14 protein-coding genes are annotated in these 17,961 nt (G+C 44.4%); 2 read left to right on the plus strand and 12 right to left on the minus strand.

Translation table 11 applies throughout. From position 1 onward, the window contains the following. Positions 1-32: 32 nt before the first annotated feature. The 12 genes from JMX97_RS08295 to JMX97_RS08350 form a co-directional block, all read right to left on the minus strand. Positions 33-1,220 (minus strand): isovaleryl-CoA dehydrogenase, encoded by a 1,188-nt coding sequence (locus JMX97_RS08295; protein ID WP_201556768.1) that lies wholly within the window; start codon positions 1,218-1,220, stop codon positions 33-35. 89 nt (positions 1,221-1,309) lie between these two features. Beyond that, positions 1,310-2,224: a hydroxymethylglutaryl-CoA lyase gene (locus JMX97_RS08300; protein WP_201556770.1), complete on the minus strand. Its 915-nt coding sequence runs from the start codon at positions 2,222-2,224 to the stop codon at positions 1,310-1,312. 148 nt (positions 2,225-2,372) lie between these two features. Then, the gene (locus JMX97_RS08305) at positions 2,373-4,508 is read right to left on the minus strand and encodes an acetyl/propionyl/methylcrotonyl-CoA carboxylase subunit alpha (protein WP_201556772.1); all 2,136 of its coding nucleotides are present in this window, start codon (positions 4,506-4,508) and stop codon (positions 2,373-2,375) included. Between the two features lie 126 nt (positions 4,509-4,634). Then, entirely contained in the window at positions 4,635-5,453 is an 819-nt protein-coding gene (locus JMX97_RS08310) for an enoyl-CoA hydratase/isomerase family protein (RefSeq protein ID WP_201556774.1), read from the minus strand. 76 nt (positions 5,454-5,529) lie between these two features. After that, on the minus strand, positions 5,530-7,140 hold the full coding sequence (locus JMX97_RS08315) for a carboxyl transferase domain-containing protein (protein ID WP_201556776.1): 1,611 nt from the start codon (positions 7,138-7,140) through the stop codon (positions 5,530-5,532). A gap of 80 nt (positions 7,141-7,220) precedes the next feature. Next, positions 7,221-8,978, minus strand: a complete 1,758-nt coding sequence (locus tag JMX97_RS08320) for an AMP-binding protein (RefSeq protein ID WP_201556778.1) — start codon at positions 8,976-8,978, stop codon at positions 7,221-7,223. A gap of 348 nt (positions 8,979-9,326) precedes the next feature. Further along, positions 9,327-11,084, minus strand: coding sequence for an AMP-binding protein (locus JMX97_RS08325; protein WP_201556780.1), 1,758 nt, complete (start codon positions 11,082-11,084; stop codon positions 9,327-9,329). A 372-nt stretch (positions 11,085-11,456) separates the two neighbouring features. Next, the gene (locus JMX97_RS08330; RefSeq protein ID WP_201556782.1) at positions 11,457-12,659 is read right to left on the minus strand and encodes an FAD-dependent oxidoreductase; all 1,203 of its coding nucleotides are present in this window, start codon (positions 12,657-12,659) and stop codon (positions 11,457-11,459) included. 183 nt (positions 12,660-12,842) lie between these two features. After that, complete coding sequence (locus JMX97_RS08335) at positions 12,843-13,562, minus strand: amino acid ABC transporter ATP-binding protein (protein ID WP_227671520.1); 720 nt, start codon at positions 13,560-13,562, stop codon at positions 12,843-12,845. A gap of 252 nt (positions 13,563-13,814) precedes the next feature. Further along, on the minus strand, positions 13,815-14,486 hold the full coding sequence (locus tag JMX97_RS08340) for an ABC transporter permease subunit (RefSeq protein WP_201556786.1): 672 nt from the start codon (positions 14,484-14,486) through the stop codon (positions 13,815-13,817). Next, positions 14,483-15,229 carry an amino acid ABC transporter permease gene (locus tag JMX97_RS08345; RefSeq protein ID WP_201556788.1) on the minus strand — a complete coding sequence of 249 codons (747 nt, stop codon included), beginning with the start codon at positions 15,227-15,229 and terminating at the stop codon, positions 14,483-14,485. The genes JMX97_RS08340 and JMX97_RS08345 overlap by 4 nt, the downstream gene beginning before the upstream one ends. A gap of 100 nt (positions 15,230-15,329) precedes the next feature. Continuing rightward, positions 15,330-16,310 carry a glutamate/aspartate ABC transporter substrate-binding protein gene (locus JMX97_RS08350; RefSeq protein ID WP_201556790.1) on the minus strand — a complete coding sequence of 327 codons (981 nt, stop codon included), beginning with the start codon at positions 16,308-16,310 and terminating at the stop codon, positions 15,330-15,332. 398 nt (positions 16,311-16,708) lie between these two features. Here JMX97_RS08350 and JMX97_RS08355 point away from each other — a divergent pair, with 398 nt between their 5' ends. Both JMX97_RS08355 and JMX97_RS13800 read left to right on the plus strand, forming a co-directional pair. Then, on the plus strand, positions 16,709-17,680 hold the full coding sequence (locus tag JMX97_RS08355; RefSeq protein ID WP_201556792.1) for an Hsp33 family molecular chaperone HslO: 972 nt from the start codon (positions 16,709-16,711) through the stop codon (positions 17,678-17,680). Between the two features lie 46 nt (positions 17,681-17,726). Continuing rightward, a partial coding sequence (locus JMX97_RS13800) for a hypothetical protein (protein WP_265089449.1) occupies positions 17,727-17,961 on the plus strand: 235 nt, incomplete at its 3' end.

The following is a 17,961-nucleotide window of genomic DNA, read 5'->3' on the forward strand; positions in this document are numbered from 1 at the left end:
TTACAGGCTGATTAAATCACATTATACTGCAATTATTTGGTCTCATTAAACAGCTCACGACCGATTAGCATACGGCGAATTTCACTGGTACCCGCGCCAATCTCATACAACTTGGCATCGCGCCATAAACGACCAAGCGGATATTCATTGGTATAGCCATTACCGCCAAATATCTGAATGCCTTCACCTGCCATCCACGTGGCTTTTTCAGCACACCATAAAATGACACTGGCGCAATCTTTACGCACTTCCCTACTGTGTCCAGCGCCACGTTGGTCCAACATATCAAGGTTTTTACCGACCGTATATAAAAAGCTACGACCAGCTTGCAGAATGGTATACATGTCTGCAACTTTACCTTGAATCAGCTGAAACTCACCAATGGCTTGCCCGAACTGTTTGCGATCATGAATATAAGGCACCACATTGTCCATCACCGATTGCATAATTCCAATCGGACCAGCGGCCAATACTGCGCGCTCATAATCTAAGCCGCTCATCAATACTTTAACGCCAGTATTTAATTCACCTAAGATATTTTCTTTAGGGACTTCAACGTTATTAAAGGTCATCTCGCCAGTATGGCTGCCACGCATGCCTAATTTGTCGAGTTTTTGTGCCGTACCAAAGCCTGCCATACCTTTTTCAACGATAAAGGCGGTCATTCCTTTTGCACCAAGCTCAGGATTGGTTTTGGCATAAACCACCATCACATCAGCATCAGGGCCATTAGTAATCCACATTTTGCTGCCGTTCAAAATATAGCTACCGTCTTTTTCTTCGGCTTTGAGCTTCATACTGGTAACATCAGAACCAGCACCGGTTTCACTCATGGCTAATGCACCAATAAATTCACCACTAAGCAGCTTAGGAAGGTATTTTTGCTTTTGCTCTTCACTACCGTTACGCTTAATCTGATTGATGCATAAGTTTGAATGGGCGCCATAGCTAAGGGCAACCGATGCAGACGCGCGGCTAATCTCTTCCATCACGATCATATGCGCGACGTAGCCCATATCGACACCGCCGTAAGCTTCAGGTACGGTGATACCATGAAGGCCTAAATCACCCATTTTTTGCCATAAATCCATTGGGAATTCATCGCTAGAATCAATCTCAGCGGCACGCGGGGCAATTTCATTCGCCGCAAATTTTTGCACCATATCACGTAGCGCATCGATATCTTCGCCAAGCTGAAAGTCTAATCCGGGTAAACTCATAATCGTTCCTTATATTTTAGGTTCTAATCTATTAATATTTTTAAAGGTTATTAGCGCGTAGGGTACTTTTATTGATTAATAGCTCAAGACTAACGCTGGTTAATCAATGCACGCGCAACGTTGGAGCCATTAGGACGTTCCAAAAATGCACTGATCCGCTCGCCGGCGCTGACCAGTTTATCCAAATCAATACCGGTACGGATACCCATACCATGCAGCATGTAGACCACATCTTCAGTCGCCACATTACCGGTTGCCCCTTTGGCATATGGACAACCACCAAGCCCAGCGACAGACGTATCAAACTCGCGCACACCCATCTGCAATGCCGCTAAGGTATTACTCAATGCCTGACCATAAGTGTCATGAAAGTGCCCCGATATCGCTGCTATATCAACATATTCAAGCGCTGCTTGTAGAGCACGCTGAACTTTAAGTGGGGTGCCAACGCCAATAGTATCAGCAATACCAATCTGTCCGGCACCAATCTCGACCAGACGCTTGGTCACATACGCTACTTGACTGGGGTCAATATCACCTTCATAAGGACAGCCGACCGTACAGGAAATGACACCGCGCACTTTGATACCATGCTCTTTAGCAGCAGCAGCTACCGGAGCAAAGCGCTTAATACTTTCATCGATGCTACAGTTGATATTTTTTTGGCTAAAAGTTTCACTTGCTGAGCCAAATATGACAATTTCATCAGGACGATGCACGATAGCATTTTCAAAACCGCGCATATTGGGTACCAATACCGAATAACAGACATCATCATGTCGTGTTGGCTTAAGTGCATCCAGCAGCTCGCCATTATCGCCCATTTGCGGTACCCATTTCGGTGACACAAAACTAGTAGCTTCGAGCTTTTTAACCCCAGCGGCAATCAAGTCTTCAATCAGAGCTTGCTTGATGGCAGTCGGTACGGTTTTAGACTCATTTTGCAAGCCATCACGTGGACTGACGTCAACGATCAATACGTGGTCGGGATACGAGTGTTTCATGATTGCCATCCTTTTTATTGATCTGTTTTTACTGATCTGACTGTTAGTTTGGTTAGTGGGCTAAAAACTTCTTCGCTAAAATTTTAAAAAGCTAATTTCGCAAACAGTTATTTCCAAAAACCGCAATGCTATTTAACTGTCGCTATCACTATCCTTCTTCAGTAGCATCAATCCGCAACAGCTCATCGCCATCGGCAACCAAATCTCCAGCTTTAAATAGCAGCTCTGCGACTACGCCATCGGTTGGCGCGGTAATAGTATGTTCGATTTTCATGGCTTCAATCACAGCTAACGGCTCGCCTTGCTTGACCGTATCGCCTACGGCTACCTTAAAGGCAATCACTTGTCCTGGCATAGGCGATTTTAGACTGCCAACAGCAGCGTTCTCTTCGCCGACGTGCGCCATAATATCGATCAGGGTAATCTGATCACGCCCAGCATCGGTAAAGACATATACAGTCTCATTATGCTCCCAACTCTGGGCGCTAATACGTGTCCCGTCTAACCATAAAACGTGGTTGTGCGCATCGCTGCTTGTGTAGCTGACATGGCCGTTATATAAATTTTGGGTTTCTCTATTAGTTTGGCCGCCAACTTGCTGATCTGTATCTTCGCCATCACTATTGGTCATATCACGCTCAATGACCATATCAAAGCAACTGGCTTTATCGCTAGACTTATCAAGACCACTATCTGAGCATGTAGCACCATTGTACCAATCACTAATATGAGCTAAATAAGGCTGCTCATCATAAACCAAACTAAACTGCCGCGTATAATCGGTATAAGCGCGAAACCCTGAGGTCTGACCAAAAGGGTCAAAAGAATTGCTACCCGTATCGGCCGACTCAGTGGCAAGCTGCTGAACAATGGCAGTGCTAATGAGTGTTGATAGCTCAAGAGGCTGTTGGTCAAAAAGGTCAGCCCTCTCACGCTCAATCAACGCTGTGTCTAGATTGGCATTACTAAATGAGTCAGTATTAATAATATAGCGTAAAAATGCTACGTTGTTCGGTAGCCCAACGATACGCGTTTGTGCCAGTGCGCGATCAAGCTTGGCTAACGCTTGCTCGCGAGTTGGTGCATGGACAATTAATTTGGCAATCATCGAATCATAAAAAGGGCTAATGACATCGCCTTCGCGGACACCGTCATCAAGGCGCACGTCAGCAATGTTAAAGGTACTGTGTTCAGGCTTTTGATAAGTAAATAATGTGCCCGTCGCTGGTAGAAAGTCATTGTCGGGATTTTCAGCACAGATACGTGCCTCAATAGCATGACCATTGATAACCAGCTGATCTTGGGTTTTCGGTAATGACTCACCAGCAGCAACCAATAGCTGCCATTCAACCAAATCTAAACCAGTAATTGCTTCGGTAACCGGATGCTCGACTTGCAAACGCGTATTCATCTCCATGAAGTAAAAATTCATGGAAGTCTCACGCTGCTCAACGATAAACTCGACGGTCCCTGCGCCAACATAACTCACTGCCCGCGCAGCTTCGATAGCCGCTGCGCCCATTTCCTCGCGCATGCTGATATCAACGCCAGGTGCTGGCGCTTCTTCAAGGACCTTTTGATGGCGACGCTGTACTGAGCAATCTCGCTCAAATAAATGCACATAATTACCGTGGCTATCGCCAAATACTTGGATTTCGATATGGCGTGGTTTTAGGGCATACTTTTCGACCAATACTTGATCATTACCGAAGCTGGTTATCGCTTCACGGCGGCAAGACTCTAGTAAGCCGATAAAGTCAGCGCTTTGCTCGACAATACGCATGCCTTTACCACCGCCACCAGCACTGGCTTTGATTAATACTGGATAGCCGATTTCATCAGCTTGCGCCCTTAAGAATTCGCCATCTTGATTGTCGCCATGATAGCCAGGAATTAGTGGTACGCCAGCTGTTTCCATCAAGCGTTTAGATTCAGATTTACCGCCCATGGCACGGATAGCAGCAGCCGATGGACCGATAAATACTAAGCCAGCATCCTGACAAGCTTGAGCAAAGTCAGCATTTTCACTCAGGAATCCATAACCAGGATGAATCGCTTGCGCACCGGTTTCTTTAGCGATCGCAATAATAGCATCGCCTTTTAGGTAACTGTCTTTTGGGGCAGAACCACCCAAATAGACGGCTTCATCACAGACAGCCACATGCTTGGCATGACGGTCAGCATCGGAATAGACAGCGACGGTATTAACACCCATACGCTTTGCAGTCGCTGCCACTCGGCAGGCAATCTCGCCACGGTTGGCAATCAAAATTTTAGAAAACATAGCTATCCTTGTCTTTTGCCTTATATTTTTATCGTAGCATCAGTTATGGTTGGAATCCTGACCTGACTGTTTGATGCTGTCCGTTTAGTATTACTTTTGCTGCTATCACCAATTGGTCTTTAATAGCTAGTCTTCTGTCTGCCATGCGGGGCGACGCTTTTGTAAAAAGGCTTGCACGCCTTCTTTACCCTGTTCTGAGGCACGAATATCAGCGATACCTTTGACCGTATGCTTGATAAGCTTTTCGGTTATGGGTTGTCCAGCCACATCATGCATTAAAGTTTTGCAGGTTTTCATCGCATCAGGGCTGTTTTTGACGACTTTGGTACAGAAAGTTGCTACCACATCATTCAGTGACTCTTCGCTGACGCGCTCATGGATAAATCCGAGCTGGCGCGCTTTTTTGGCATCAAAAACTTCCGCACTCAAGAAATAACGCTGCGCCGCTCGGGCACCCATTGCACGAATAACATAAGGGCTGATAGTTGCTGGAGCGAGGCCTAGTCGAACCTCACTTAAACAAAAATTAGCAATCTTAACGGCAAATGCGACATCACAGGCGGCTACTAAGCCCATACCGCCAGCATAGACATCACCTTGAATAGCAGCGATAGTTGGCTTTGGGCACTCATAAATGGTCTTAAGCATTTGCGCTAACTTATCAGCATCCGCTAAGTTTTCTTCATAGCTGTAATCCGCCATGGCGCGCATCCAGTTGAGATCCGCACCAGCACAAAATGCCTTGCCAGCTGCCGCCAGAACAATGACGCGCACGTTATCATTTGCCCCTAACTGTTCAAACGCTACGGTCAGCTCACTTATCATTTCATCGTTGAAAGCATTACGCTTTTCAGGACAGTTCAAGGTGACGGTAGCGACGTGCTGTTCAATAGTGACCAGTAGGCTTTTATAATTATTAGTATTTTTTACCGTATCATTTTGCATAATTTTCTCTTTTTAAATATTAGTCGGGCTCAGCACGTTAATAATCACCGCACCAAGCTTATTCTAAATTCTTATCCTACATTCTGAAGACACCGAACGTGGTTTCTTCAATCGGAGCGTTATGAGCCGCGCTAAGTCCTAGTGCCAACACCTTGCGGGTATCAGCAGGATCAATTACGCCATCATCCCATAAACGGGCAGTCGCATAATACGGATGGCCCTGCTCTTCATACATCTCACGAATAGGCGTTTTAAAGGCCTCTTCATCCTCCTTACTCCACGCTTCGCCTTTACGGTCAAAGTTATCACGCTTGACGGTCGCGAGTACGGATGCCGCTTGCTCGCCGCCCATGACTGATATACGCGCGTTCGGCCACATCCATAAGAAGCGTGGACTATAAGCGCGGCCACACATGCCATAGTTACCCGCACCAAATGAGCCGCCAACAATAACGGTGAATTTAGGCACTTTAGCATTGGCAACGGCCATCACCATCTTGGCTCCGTGGCGGGCAATACCTTCGTTTTCGTACTTGCGTCCGACCATAAAGCCGGTGATATTTTGCAAGAATACTAATGGAATTTTACGCTTACAGCACAGCTCAATGAAATGCGTGCCTTTTTGCGCCGACTCACTGAATAAGATGCCGTTGTTGGCAATAATACCGACTGGCATGCCTTCAATATGAGCAAAACCGCAGACTAAGGTAGTACCAAAACGGGCTTTAAATTCATCAAACGCACTGTCATCGACAATCCGTGCAATGATTTCTCTAATATCGAACGGCTGGCGGGTATCATTGGGAATAATGCCGTACAGCTCTTTGGCATCATAACGCGGCGGACGCGGGGTAATTTGATTCGGAATGTGCTTAGTTGGTCGATTAAAATGACTGACGATATTACGTGCCAGCGACAACGCATGGGTATCGTTTTGCGCCAGATGATCCACCACTCCTGATAGACGTGTATGCACATCAGAGCCGCCTAAGTCTTCGGCGGTCACTTCCTCACCAGTAGCCGCTTTTACCAGCGGTGGACCACCTAAGAAGATAGTCCCTTGATCTTTAACAATAATAGACTCATCACTCATCGCTGGGACATAAGCGCCACCTGCGGTACAGCTGCCCATCACTACTGCAATTTGCGGAACACCCGCCGCACTAAGATTGGCTTGATTAAAGAAAATACGGCCAAAATGCTCTTTATCAGGAAACACTTCGTCTTGATTGGGTAAATTCGCGCCACCTGAATCCACTAGATAGATACAAGGCAGATTGTTTTCTTGTGCAATTTCTTGCGCCCGCAGATGCTTTTTGACAGTCATCGGAAAATAAGTGCCGCCTTTTACAGTAGCGTCATTACAGATAATCAAACATTCAGTGCCATTAACACGACCGATACCAGCAATCACACCAGCAGCTGGGATATCTTCATCATACATATCATATGCCGCCATCGGGGCTATCTCTAAGAAGGGGGTCCCAACATCGAGCAGACGCTCAACACGCTCACGTGGTAGCAATTTGCCACGTGCCAAATGCCTAGCACGCGAGCGCTCTGAGCCACCTTGTGCAATTTTGTGCAAATGTTCATATAGATCATCTACTATCACTTGCATAGCGGCGCTGTTTTGCTGAAACTCAGCGGCGTTTGGACTCAATTTACTGGTTATGATGGCGCTCATGATATCCCTTTCTATAATTGGCTTTTATACTGGTCTTTTATTTGTGACTTATTTTTTTTAGTCTTTGCTTAGATGCTTCGCTATTTTAAGCCCAGCTCTTCTTTCATATGTTCAACAATTTTGAATTTTTGAATTTTACCGGTAATGGTCATTGGATATTCGGTAACGAAGCGATAATAAGTCGGGACTTTATAATGGGCGATATGCTCACTACAGAACAGCCGCACCTCTTCCTCGGTCAAGCTACCTTCCTGCTTGGGAATAATCCAGGCTGCCAACACTTCACCATAACGCTCATCGGGTATACCAACGATTTGGACGTCACGGATATTAGGATGGCGGTAGAGATAATTTTCAATCTCAACGGGATAGATGTTTTCACCACCACGAATGACCATATCCTTACTACGCCCAACGATTTTGACATAACCATCTTCATCTATAGTGGCTAAATCGCCGGTATGCATCCAACCATCTTGAATGGCCTCGCGCGATTTAAAGCGACTGCCCCAATAGCCTTGCATCACTGAATAGCCACGCGTTAATAACTCACCGGTTTCCCCTATCGGCACAATATCGCCCGTTGCTGGATCAATAACTTTTACTTCAAGTGCTGGCTGTACCAATCCGACGGTAGAGACCTGCTTATCAAGTGGGGTGTGCTCATTAGTCTGGCAGGAAACTGGGCTGGTCTCAGTCATGCCATAAGCAATAGTGACTTCGCTCATGTGCATCTTATCAATGACCCGGCGCATCACTTCAATCGGACAGCTAGAGCCGGCCATAATACCCGTACGCAAAGTGGATAAATCAAAGGTGTCAAACTCAGGATGGTCGAGCATAGCGATAAACATGGTCGGCACGCCATGCAAAGCAGTACATTTCTCTTCTTCAACCGTTTGTAACACCGTTAAAGCATCAAAGCCATCGTTAGGATACAGGATACAACCGCCGTGGGTTAAGACTGCTAAGTTACCAAGTACCATACCAAAGCAATGATATAGAGGTACTGGAATACACAGTCTATCTTCTTCGGTTAGGTTCATGGCCTCACCGATAAAATAGCCATTATTTAGAATATTACGGTGGGTTAAGGTTGCGCCCTTTGGGGTACCTGTAGTACCACTGGTAAACTGTACATTAATGGCGTCAGTATTTTTGAGCTGTGCTTGTCGCTCAGCTACCCGCGGATCATTGGCATCACCCTCAGCCATCCACGCCGAGAACTTTTGCATAAAGCCAAAGTCTTCATCGCTATCGGGCTCATCAATCCAAACAATACGTTCAATGGTAGGTATTTCAATTAGATCCAGCTGTTGATAGCTTTTATGATAAATCTCAGGACATAACTCGCCAATCATCTGCGCATAATCGCTGCTTTTAAAATGGCGCATTAATACCAGCGCTGAGCATCCTAATTTATTTAACGCATACTGCAATTCAAAGGTACGATAGGCCGGATTAATATTGACTAAGATCACCCCGACTTTTGCGGTTGCTAGCTGCATGAGTAGCCATTCAGCATTATTGTGCGACCAAATACCTATGCGATCGCCAATCTCAAGTCCCATCTCGATCATACTACTGGCCAATTGATTGACCTGCTGTTGTAGCTCACGATAAGTCCAGCGGATATTTTGATGGCGTGACACCAACGCTTCACGCTCAGGATATTTAGCCACAATAGCATCAAAAAAGTCGCCGATAGTTGCCTCAATAAGTGGCACATCAGGACCTTTATCATAGCTTTGAGTGAGTGGCGCATTAGTAGAGCGCGCGCCCATATTGATGCTAGGAATATTATTAAGAAGGGTATCAAAATAGGAGGGATTGGTCATAACGAGTCCTTTCGTTTTACTTTATTGTTTTACTTTACTATAGCCTGCTAACAGGTTCTATTCTTCCTTGAACCTGTTTTGTATCATGCTAACTACTATAACGCCTTCAGTGAAAGGCTGTCAATGATATCGATACAATATGTATCACTTAAATAAGAACCAAGTAAAATGTTATAAATAATTAAAAGCTTATAATCAGTCAAAAATACGTAGAGGGTTAAGGTGTCATAAAATAGAAAGCCAAAAGGAAAAAACCAGCTATACACCATAGTAATGGACAGCTGGCTTTTTTAGTATTTGATAACAGTGGTTTTTAATTAAGGAGTAAGTTGTTACAACCCAACCAAGCTACTCTAAATCTAACTCTACTTTCATTTGTTCAACGATTTTATATTTTTGAATTTTACCAGTTACGGTCATCGGATATTCAGTGACAAAGCGATAATAGGTAGGCACTTTATAATGGGCGATATGCTCACGACAGAACTGTCGAACCTCATCCTCAGTCAAGCTGTTTGGCTGCTTAGGTATTATCCACGCCGCCAGTACCTCACCATAACGCTCATCCGGTATACCAACTATTTGGACATCTCGGATCTTAGGATGACGGTACAGATAATTCTCAACTTCGACCGGATAGATATTTTCACCACCGCGAATGACCATATCTTTGCGGCGACCAACGACGTTAATATAACCATCTTCATCCATAGTCGCAAGATCGCCCGTATACATCCAGCCGTCTTTAATAGCCGTACGTGTTTTAAATTGACTGCCCCAATAGCCTTTCATGACTGCATAACCTCGCGTTAGCAGCTCGCCAGTTTCTCCAATCGCTACGATATCACCGGTTTCGGTATCAATAATTTTAACTTCAAGTGCCGGTAGCACCAGTCCGACTGTAGATACTCTCTTTTCAAGCGGGGTATTTTCATTGGTCTGGCAAGATGCCGGACTGGTCTCCGTCATGCCATAAGCAATGGTAACCCCACTCATATGCATCTTATCAATGACCCGGCGCATCACCTCAATCGGACAACTAGAACCGCCCATAATGCCCGTTCGCAGGCTGGATAAATCAAAGCTCTCAAACTCTGGATGATCAAGCTCAGCAATAAACATGGTCGGTACGCCAAGCAAACCAGTACATCGCTCCGCTTCTACCGTTTGCAATACGGTCAGTGGATCAAAACCATCGTTTGGATAGACGGCACAGCCGCCGTGGGTCAAAATTGCTAAATTGCCACCTACCATTCCAAAGCAGTGATAAAGCGGCAACGGAATACACAGCCTATCTTTTTCGGTCAAATTCATCGACTCGCCAAGAAAGTAGCCGTTATTTAGAATATTACGATGGGTTAAAGTTGCTCCTTTTGGCGTACCCGTGGTACCGCTGGTAAACTGCACACTAATAGCATCTGTGTTTTTTAGCTGTGCTTGCCGCTCGGCAATGCGCGGATCTTTAGCATCGCCCTCTGCTATCCACGCCGAGAACTTTTGCATGAAGTTGAACTCTTCATTACTATCAGGTTCATCAATCCAAATAATGCGCTCAATAGTAGGTATCTCAATCAGATCCAGCTGTTGATAGCTTTTATGATAAATCTCAGGACATAGCTCGCCAATCATCTTCGCATAGTCGCTGTCTTTAAAATGACGCATCAATACTAATGCTGTGCAGCCTAACTTATTTAACGCGTACTGCAACTCAAAGGTACGATAGGCTGGATTGATATTGACTAAGATTATTCCAACTTTTGCTGTTGCTAGCTGCATAAGTAGCCATTCAGCATTATTATGTGACCAAATCCCGATGCGATCACCAATCTCAAGCCCCATCTCAATCATACTGCTCGCCAATTGATTGACACGCTGTTGCAGCTCACGATACGTCCAACAAATATTTTGATGACGGGACACCAGTGCTGATCGTTCAGGGTATTTCTCCACAATAGCATCAAAAAAGTCACCGATAGTCGCTTCGATTAGCGGCACATCAGGGCCTTTGTCATAGCTTTGGGTGAGTGGCGCATTAGCAGAGCGCGCGCCCATATTGACGCGTGGAACATTATTAAGAATAGTATCAAAATAGGAGGGTTTAGTCATAACGAGTCCTTTCGTTTTTTTTATTACGTCTTGATTCTTTGAATTGCCATATTGTCTTATAGATGTATTTATAACAGATATCGCCGTATAACTGCTTAGTAGATTAGTGGTTATATATTATTAACCTGTCATATCCTTCCTTAAATATGTTTGCTATAACCCTAGCCACTATACTGCCTCCAATGAAAGACTGTCAATTTTATTGATACAACCTGTATCACTTAATAGAATCAATAGCTCTTGATTTGTACGGTAGAAACCAATTAAAAAAGCCAGCGGCATATCTTATAATGCGGCTGGCTATAGATTTAAATCCTAGTTAATCTACTAAATATTAATTAACCTGTCAGATCTCAATCAATCCAACAGTGACTACGCTTTAGCTATGGTAGGCGCTTTAATTGTTACCGTAGCGCTCACTACCTCTTTATCGTCGAGCAAATTCATTACTAACTCATCGGCACTGTCAGTTTTGACCTGCCAGTTGCCAGATGGCTGTGGAACGCCAATTACCATTACTGAGATAGCTTTGTTTTTTAGACGAATCATGGGTGGCTTATGGACATAACCATCATGCTCATTCTCTAAGATATCATCAGCAATCGTTGCCGCCTGCGCTCGTAGTGGTGCCACATAACGGCAAGCTACCCCATTGATTGACATACAGTCGCCAATGGCATAGATATTTGCCGCATGAGTGCGCAATGTTAGAGCATCAACCACAATGCCGGTTCGACGATCGAACTCAACACCAGCGGCGGTAGGTAATTTATCATCGACCAGCAAGCCAGTACTGGCAATCACATGATCGACTATCAACGGTTCAAGGTGTTTGACTGCCGTATTTTCTGAGGTAGAAGCTATTGGCTCGTAGCTAACGTGCAATTTATCATCACTATTACGGGTAACGCCTGTTACCTGATAGCCACCCAAAAACTCAATGCCTTGTGACTCAATTGCCTTGGTAATACGGGCAGTCGCTTGCGGTGGTAGCATTTGCGATAGTGGCGCGTCATTCAAATCAATTAACGTAATTTTATGACCGGCTTTTAACAGATCTTCTGCGATTTCAGTTCCGACCATGCCAGCACCAACGATGGCAACGTGCTGACTGCCAGTTGCCAACTGTTCTTGCAACTGGCCAAAGCGCTCGATGTGGTTGACATGCCAGACCAGATCTTCAGGCAAGCTTTTTGGAAAGATAGGATGTGCACCCATTGCGAGTACTAATTTTTCATAGTCAATAGCAGTCGCATCAGACTGAGCACTAGAGGTAAGCTGTAATTTTTGATTCACAGCGTCGATATCACTGACCTGAGTATGGGCAAGTAGCGTTATCTGCGCGGCTTCTGCGGCTTCAATGCCGGTAGCACGAACTAAATCTGCAACGCGTTTATTTTGGCTGATAGCCATTGTCAGCATGGGTTTATGATAGCGATCACCATTATCGGCGGTAACTAAGGTAATAGGAATATTTTTATCTTTACTGCGAATCGCATCGATGACATGCCAGCCTGCTAAGCCGGCACCAATAATGACGATACCTGACTGCGTATTAGAATTTTCTGTGCTCATATTGACTCCGATATAGATTATTAATTCTTTTAATTATCATGAATAATGACAGCTATTGTATCAGTAAACAGATACTCACTCACATCAACATGAACGTTGAATTTATAAATCTATACCTGAAAAGAATGCAAAAAAAAGCACCTATCATAGGCGCATTTTTTATAAGAAGAATAGAGTTAGTGATTAATGATTAAGAATTTTCGATAAGAACATCTGGGCGCGTTCACTTTTTGCCCCTTCAAAGAATTCGTTTTTACTACAGTTTTCAACGATATGTCCCTCATCCATAAAGACAACGCGATTGGCTACTTGACTGGCAAAGCCCATTTCATGCGTGACACACATCATGGTCATGCCTTCGCGAGTTAGCTCCACCATCACATCAAGCACTTCCTGAATCATCTCAGGATCTAACGCTGAGGTTGGTTCATCGAACAGCATAGCCACCGGGTCCATCGCTAAAGCACGGGCAATCGCAACGCGCTGCTGCTGACCACCAGATAGCTCAGCCGGATATTTTGCCGCTTGCACGGTCAGTCCCACTCGATCCAGATAGGCCATGGCTTTTTTCTTGGCCTCAGATTCGCTGCGACCTAACACTTTAACTTGGGCGACTGTCAAATTATCAATAATGGTGAGATGGGGAAACAGCTCAAAATGCTGGAACACCATACCGACTCGACTGCGTAGCTTGGGTAGATTGGTCTTTGGCGCACCAACAGAAATACCATTGACCATTATCTGGCCTTTTTGAAAAGACTCCAAACCGTTGACCGTTTTAATGAGTGTCGACTTACCACTGCCCGACGGTCCACATACCACCACCACGTCACCTTTGTACACATGCGAGGTACATTCTTTTAGCACCTGAAAGTCACCATACCATTTGCTGACATCGCTCATCTCGATGACAATTTCATCACTAGCATGACCATTATTAGTGACTAGGCCGCCAAAGTCATTTAAGTACGTATCAGCATTACTCATTGCTGTCTCCTAGCTTTCGCATTCATTGATAATTACATTGAGCTTGAGAACCTGTTACTAAATTTTTTTACTAAGACAATTTATTAAAAGTTTCAATATTTTAATAGACACTTTCATAAAAGTCTTACATTAGAACCTTTCACTAAAAACTTTCATTAAAACCTGTTACTAAAACCTTAGACGTTTTTGTACTTGCTGTACGCCTATAGACGCGCTTAGACTGATAACAAAATATACGGCACCAGCCCCTAGGATATAGGGTGTCAATAAGCCCATCAACTCACCGCGTACATAAGCCGCACGGAAGAAGTCTGTTAAGCCGATAGCAAATACTAAGGTGGTATCTTGGAATAAAATAATACATTGCTGCAAAATCAGCGGCAGCATCTTACGAAAGGCTTGCGGCAAAATGACTAAGCGCATGGATTGCCCGTAGGTCATCCCCAACGCTTTAGCAGCATCAACCTGCCCACTACCAATAGACTGAATACCGGCGCGCACCACCTCAGAGAAGTAAGCCGCCTCAAACATCATAAACGCCAACACACAAGAGGCAAAAGCAGCATCTAGTTGTAGGTATTTACCCGCTATCCAAAAATAAATCATCGGTACGGCAAAGTAAAACCATAGCAGCACCAGTAGCAAGGGTACTGATCGGAAATAATTGACGTATAATTTGGCTGGTATCTCTAATGCTTTGATACCAGATAGGCGCATCAACGCCAGCACCGTTCCTAAACTAATACCACCAAGAATAGCTAAAAACAGCACTTTCATGGTGGTTAGCATACCGCCCATCAAGCCTGGATAGGCCGTGGTAAGTTCGGTCATCATATTCATTTCTGACCCCCTGCAATAAGCCCTGGTACGCGTAGTTTGCGCTCAATCAGCCCCATAATGGCAATTAGCGACAGGTTAAACACCAAATAAATGATGGTCGCATAAGTATAAATCTCAATGCTATTTTGGGTATACTCGCTGATGGTTTTGGTTTGGCTAATCAGCTCCATCACCCCCACTAGAGAAGCTACCGACGCGTTTTTGAAACAGTTGGTCAGCTCCGAGCTAAGTGGCGGTAGAATAATACGGAAGGCTTGTGGCAGCAGTACTTCTTTATAAGCTTGTGGAATACTAAAACCCAAGGCGTAAGCTGCATTGATTTGCCCTTCAGGTAGCGATTCAATGCCGGTACGCACCTGCTCAACGATACGCGCAGCGGTAAATAGACCTAAGCCTATACTCGCTGAAAGCATAGCTGAAGTATTTGGAGATAATTCCTTATACCACCAGTCCTGTACGGCAGGTGTCAACCAGCCAGGGGCGATATAAAACCAAAAAAACAGCTGAACGAGCAGAGGAATATTACGAAAAAATGTCACATAAGCGGTACCGATACCGCGGGCAAATTTGTTCGGTAAGGTGCGCATGATACCAAAAATGGTACCAATAACCATAGCGATTGCCCACGCGATACTACCGATCAATAGCAGCCAGCCAAGACCTGTAATCATCCAGTGAATATACAGCTCATTGCCGATGCCGGTATGCTCGAACAGCACACCCCAGTTCCAGCTATAGTTCATTATTGTCTCTCCGAGCAGCGATGGATAGGCTCATACGTCAAGTCAATTTTAAACACTTGCCTAGACGCATGAGCGAGCTATATTGAGGGACAAAATACTGTTACTGAGCAACAGCCACTTTAGGCTGGGCACTATCATGTGGAGCAGCAATGAGTGCTTTTAAGTTGTCTGACATTTCAAAGTTCATATTGACGTTCTTAGGTGGTATTGGATTTAAGAACCATTTGTCATAAATAGCATTGATTTCGCCTGAACTGAAGACATTGGTTAACGCTTCATCAACGACTGCTTTAAACTCAGGGTCATCTTTACGCATCATACAGCCATAAATCTCAAATGATTGCGGCGTACCAACGATAGCCCACTCATCAGGATTTTTCGCTTTGGCTTTTTCGCCTGCAAGTAAGACATCATCCATCATAAAGGCATCAGCGCGACCATTCTCTAACATCAAGAAGCCTTCACCATGATCTTTTGCCGAAATAATATCAGTATCCATTTTCTTCTCGTCATTGTACTGACGGATATAACGCTCTGAGGTTGTCCCTGCGGTAGTGACGAGGGTTTTACCTTTTAGGTCTTCAAAGTCATTGATACCGGAGTCTACTTTGGTCAATAGACGCGTACCGATTTCAAAGAAACCATTCGAGAAAGCCACTTGTTTTTGGCGCTCTTCGTTATTGGTCGTTGAGCCACACTCAAAGTCTACGGTACCGTTTTGTACTAATGGGATACGGGTTTGTGAGGTAATCAGGTTATAACGAACGTTAAGATCCGGCATGTTTAACTTTTGCTTGACCGCTTCGACTACTTTCATTTCTAGATCATGCGCATAGCCCATAGGCTGATTGGGGTCATCTGCGATATAAGAAAACGGAATAGAGGAGTCACGATAACCGACAACGATGGTGCCAGAGTCTTTGATTTTTTGTAGTGTGCCATTAGGATTGGCAGCTGCCTCGGTGGTCGCGCCATCTGCTGGCGTAGCATCAATTGCCGTCTCACTGCTATTGTTACAGCCTGCGAGACCCAGTGCCATGAAAGCAGCGAAAGTTAAAGGTTTGGAGATAGAGTAAGCCATGAAATACGTCCTTTTATAACATCATTACGAAATTGTGAAAAGTCTAGGCGAGATTCGCATCACTGCCATATATTTTGCTGTTACCTTCAGTAATCATAGTGCAACTTAATGTTACTGTACATCACTTTTACCGGCGTTAGTAATCTTTTTTTACGAAGAGTAAATATTTAGTTTTTATTAATACGCTCTATATCCTTTATTATCAGTATTTAGTGAAGTTCTTTCATCCTAATAGTTTACTTAATCCTTACTGGTTTAAGACCGCACTTCATTTGTTAACCTAAGACTCAGCTAGCAGTTGAACCAGTGATTTGTTAGACAATACTGCCCGCCTTATTATTGATAAACTGCGAATAATCCCCATAAAGCTAATAACTTCTCAACACTACAAATGACTTATGACTCAAGCAAATCAAAACACCCAAACGCCAAATACTGATAATCATCAACCGCAAACCAACACTATTGATAACGATGTGCGTCAACGCTTTTTTATTCAGGGCTCACCCGTACGGGGCGACGTCGTTCGTTTATCGCGTAGCTATGCGACTGCTATCGCTCAAAGACCTTATCCTGAAGCCATCAAACGCTTACTGGGTGAGATGCTCACTGCCGCAAGTTTATTAATTGGTACGGTCAAGATTGATGGTCGTCTGTCCATCCAATTGCAATCATCCGATAGCGACAGCTTACTCAATTGGGCAATGGCCGAATGCGACCATAACGGTATCATCCGCGGGCTTGCCAGCTGGAAAGCCGATAGCGATGAGCAAGTACAAGCGTGGGAAAACATGGCTAGCGCCAATGATGCCTTTGCTGAGCTTGGTACTGCCGGTCAAGGCCTGTTGTTTATTAACATACAGCCTGCAGACGGAGATCCATATCAAAGTATCGTCGAGCGTAGCCATGATAATCTAGCAGATTGCTTGGCACACTATCAAAAACAATCGGCACAAATTCCAACGTTGATTAACTTAGCCTCGGATGGTCTACAAGCAGGCGGCATATTAGTACAGTTATTACCGCGCCGTGACGATGAAGAACAAGCGCATGTCGACAACGATCTATGGCCACGTCTGTCTGTGCTAACGCGCACCATTAAATCTAAAGAGCTAACGTCCCTCCCCGCCACTGAACTTTTATATCGCTTATATAATGAAGAAGAAGTGGTATTGCCTGAAGCAAAAGCGCTAGAATTTGGTTGTACTTGCTCAAAAGAAAAGTGCGAGACCGCGATATTACAAGTCGGTCAAGATGAGATGCTGGAAGTCTGTGAAGAGCAAGGCGGTAATTTTGAGATGGATTGTGGCTTTTGCGCTTCGGTATATAAGTTTGATAAACAGGATATCACGGCGTTATTTGCTGAGTAATTTCTGTTAGTTAGTTCAATCAAGCCTTATAAGTTATCTAAAACCCTTGAGCGTAATGCTTGAGGTTTTTTTTGGAAAATTAAAGTTCGGAATAAAAACCCATCCTACTATTACTATTCTTACTCAAAAAAATCACGCTAAATCCATCAAACCATCAAACCATCAAACCATCAAACCATCAAACCATCAAACCATCAAACCATCAAACCATCAAACCATCAAACCATCAAACCATCAAACCATCAAACCATCAAACCATCAAACCATCAAACCATCAAACC

The sequence above is a fragment of the Psychrobacter sp. 72-O-c genome, assembly GCF_904846605.1.
GTDB lineage: Bacteria > Pseudomonadota > Gammaproteobacteria > Pseudomonadales > Moraxellaceae > Psychrobacter.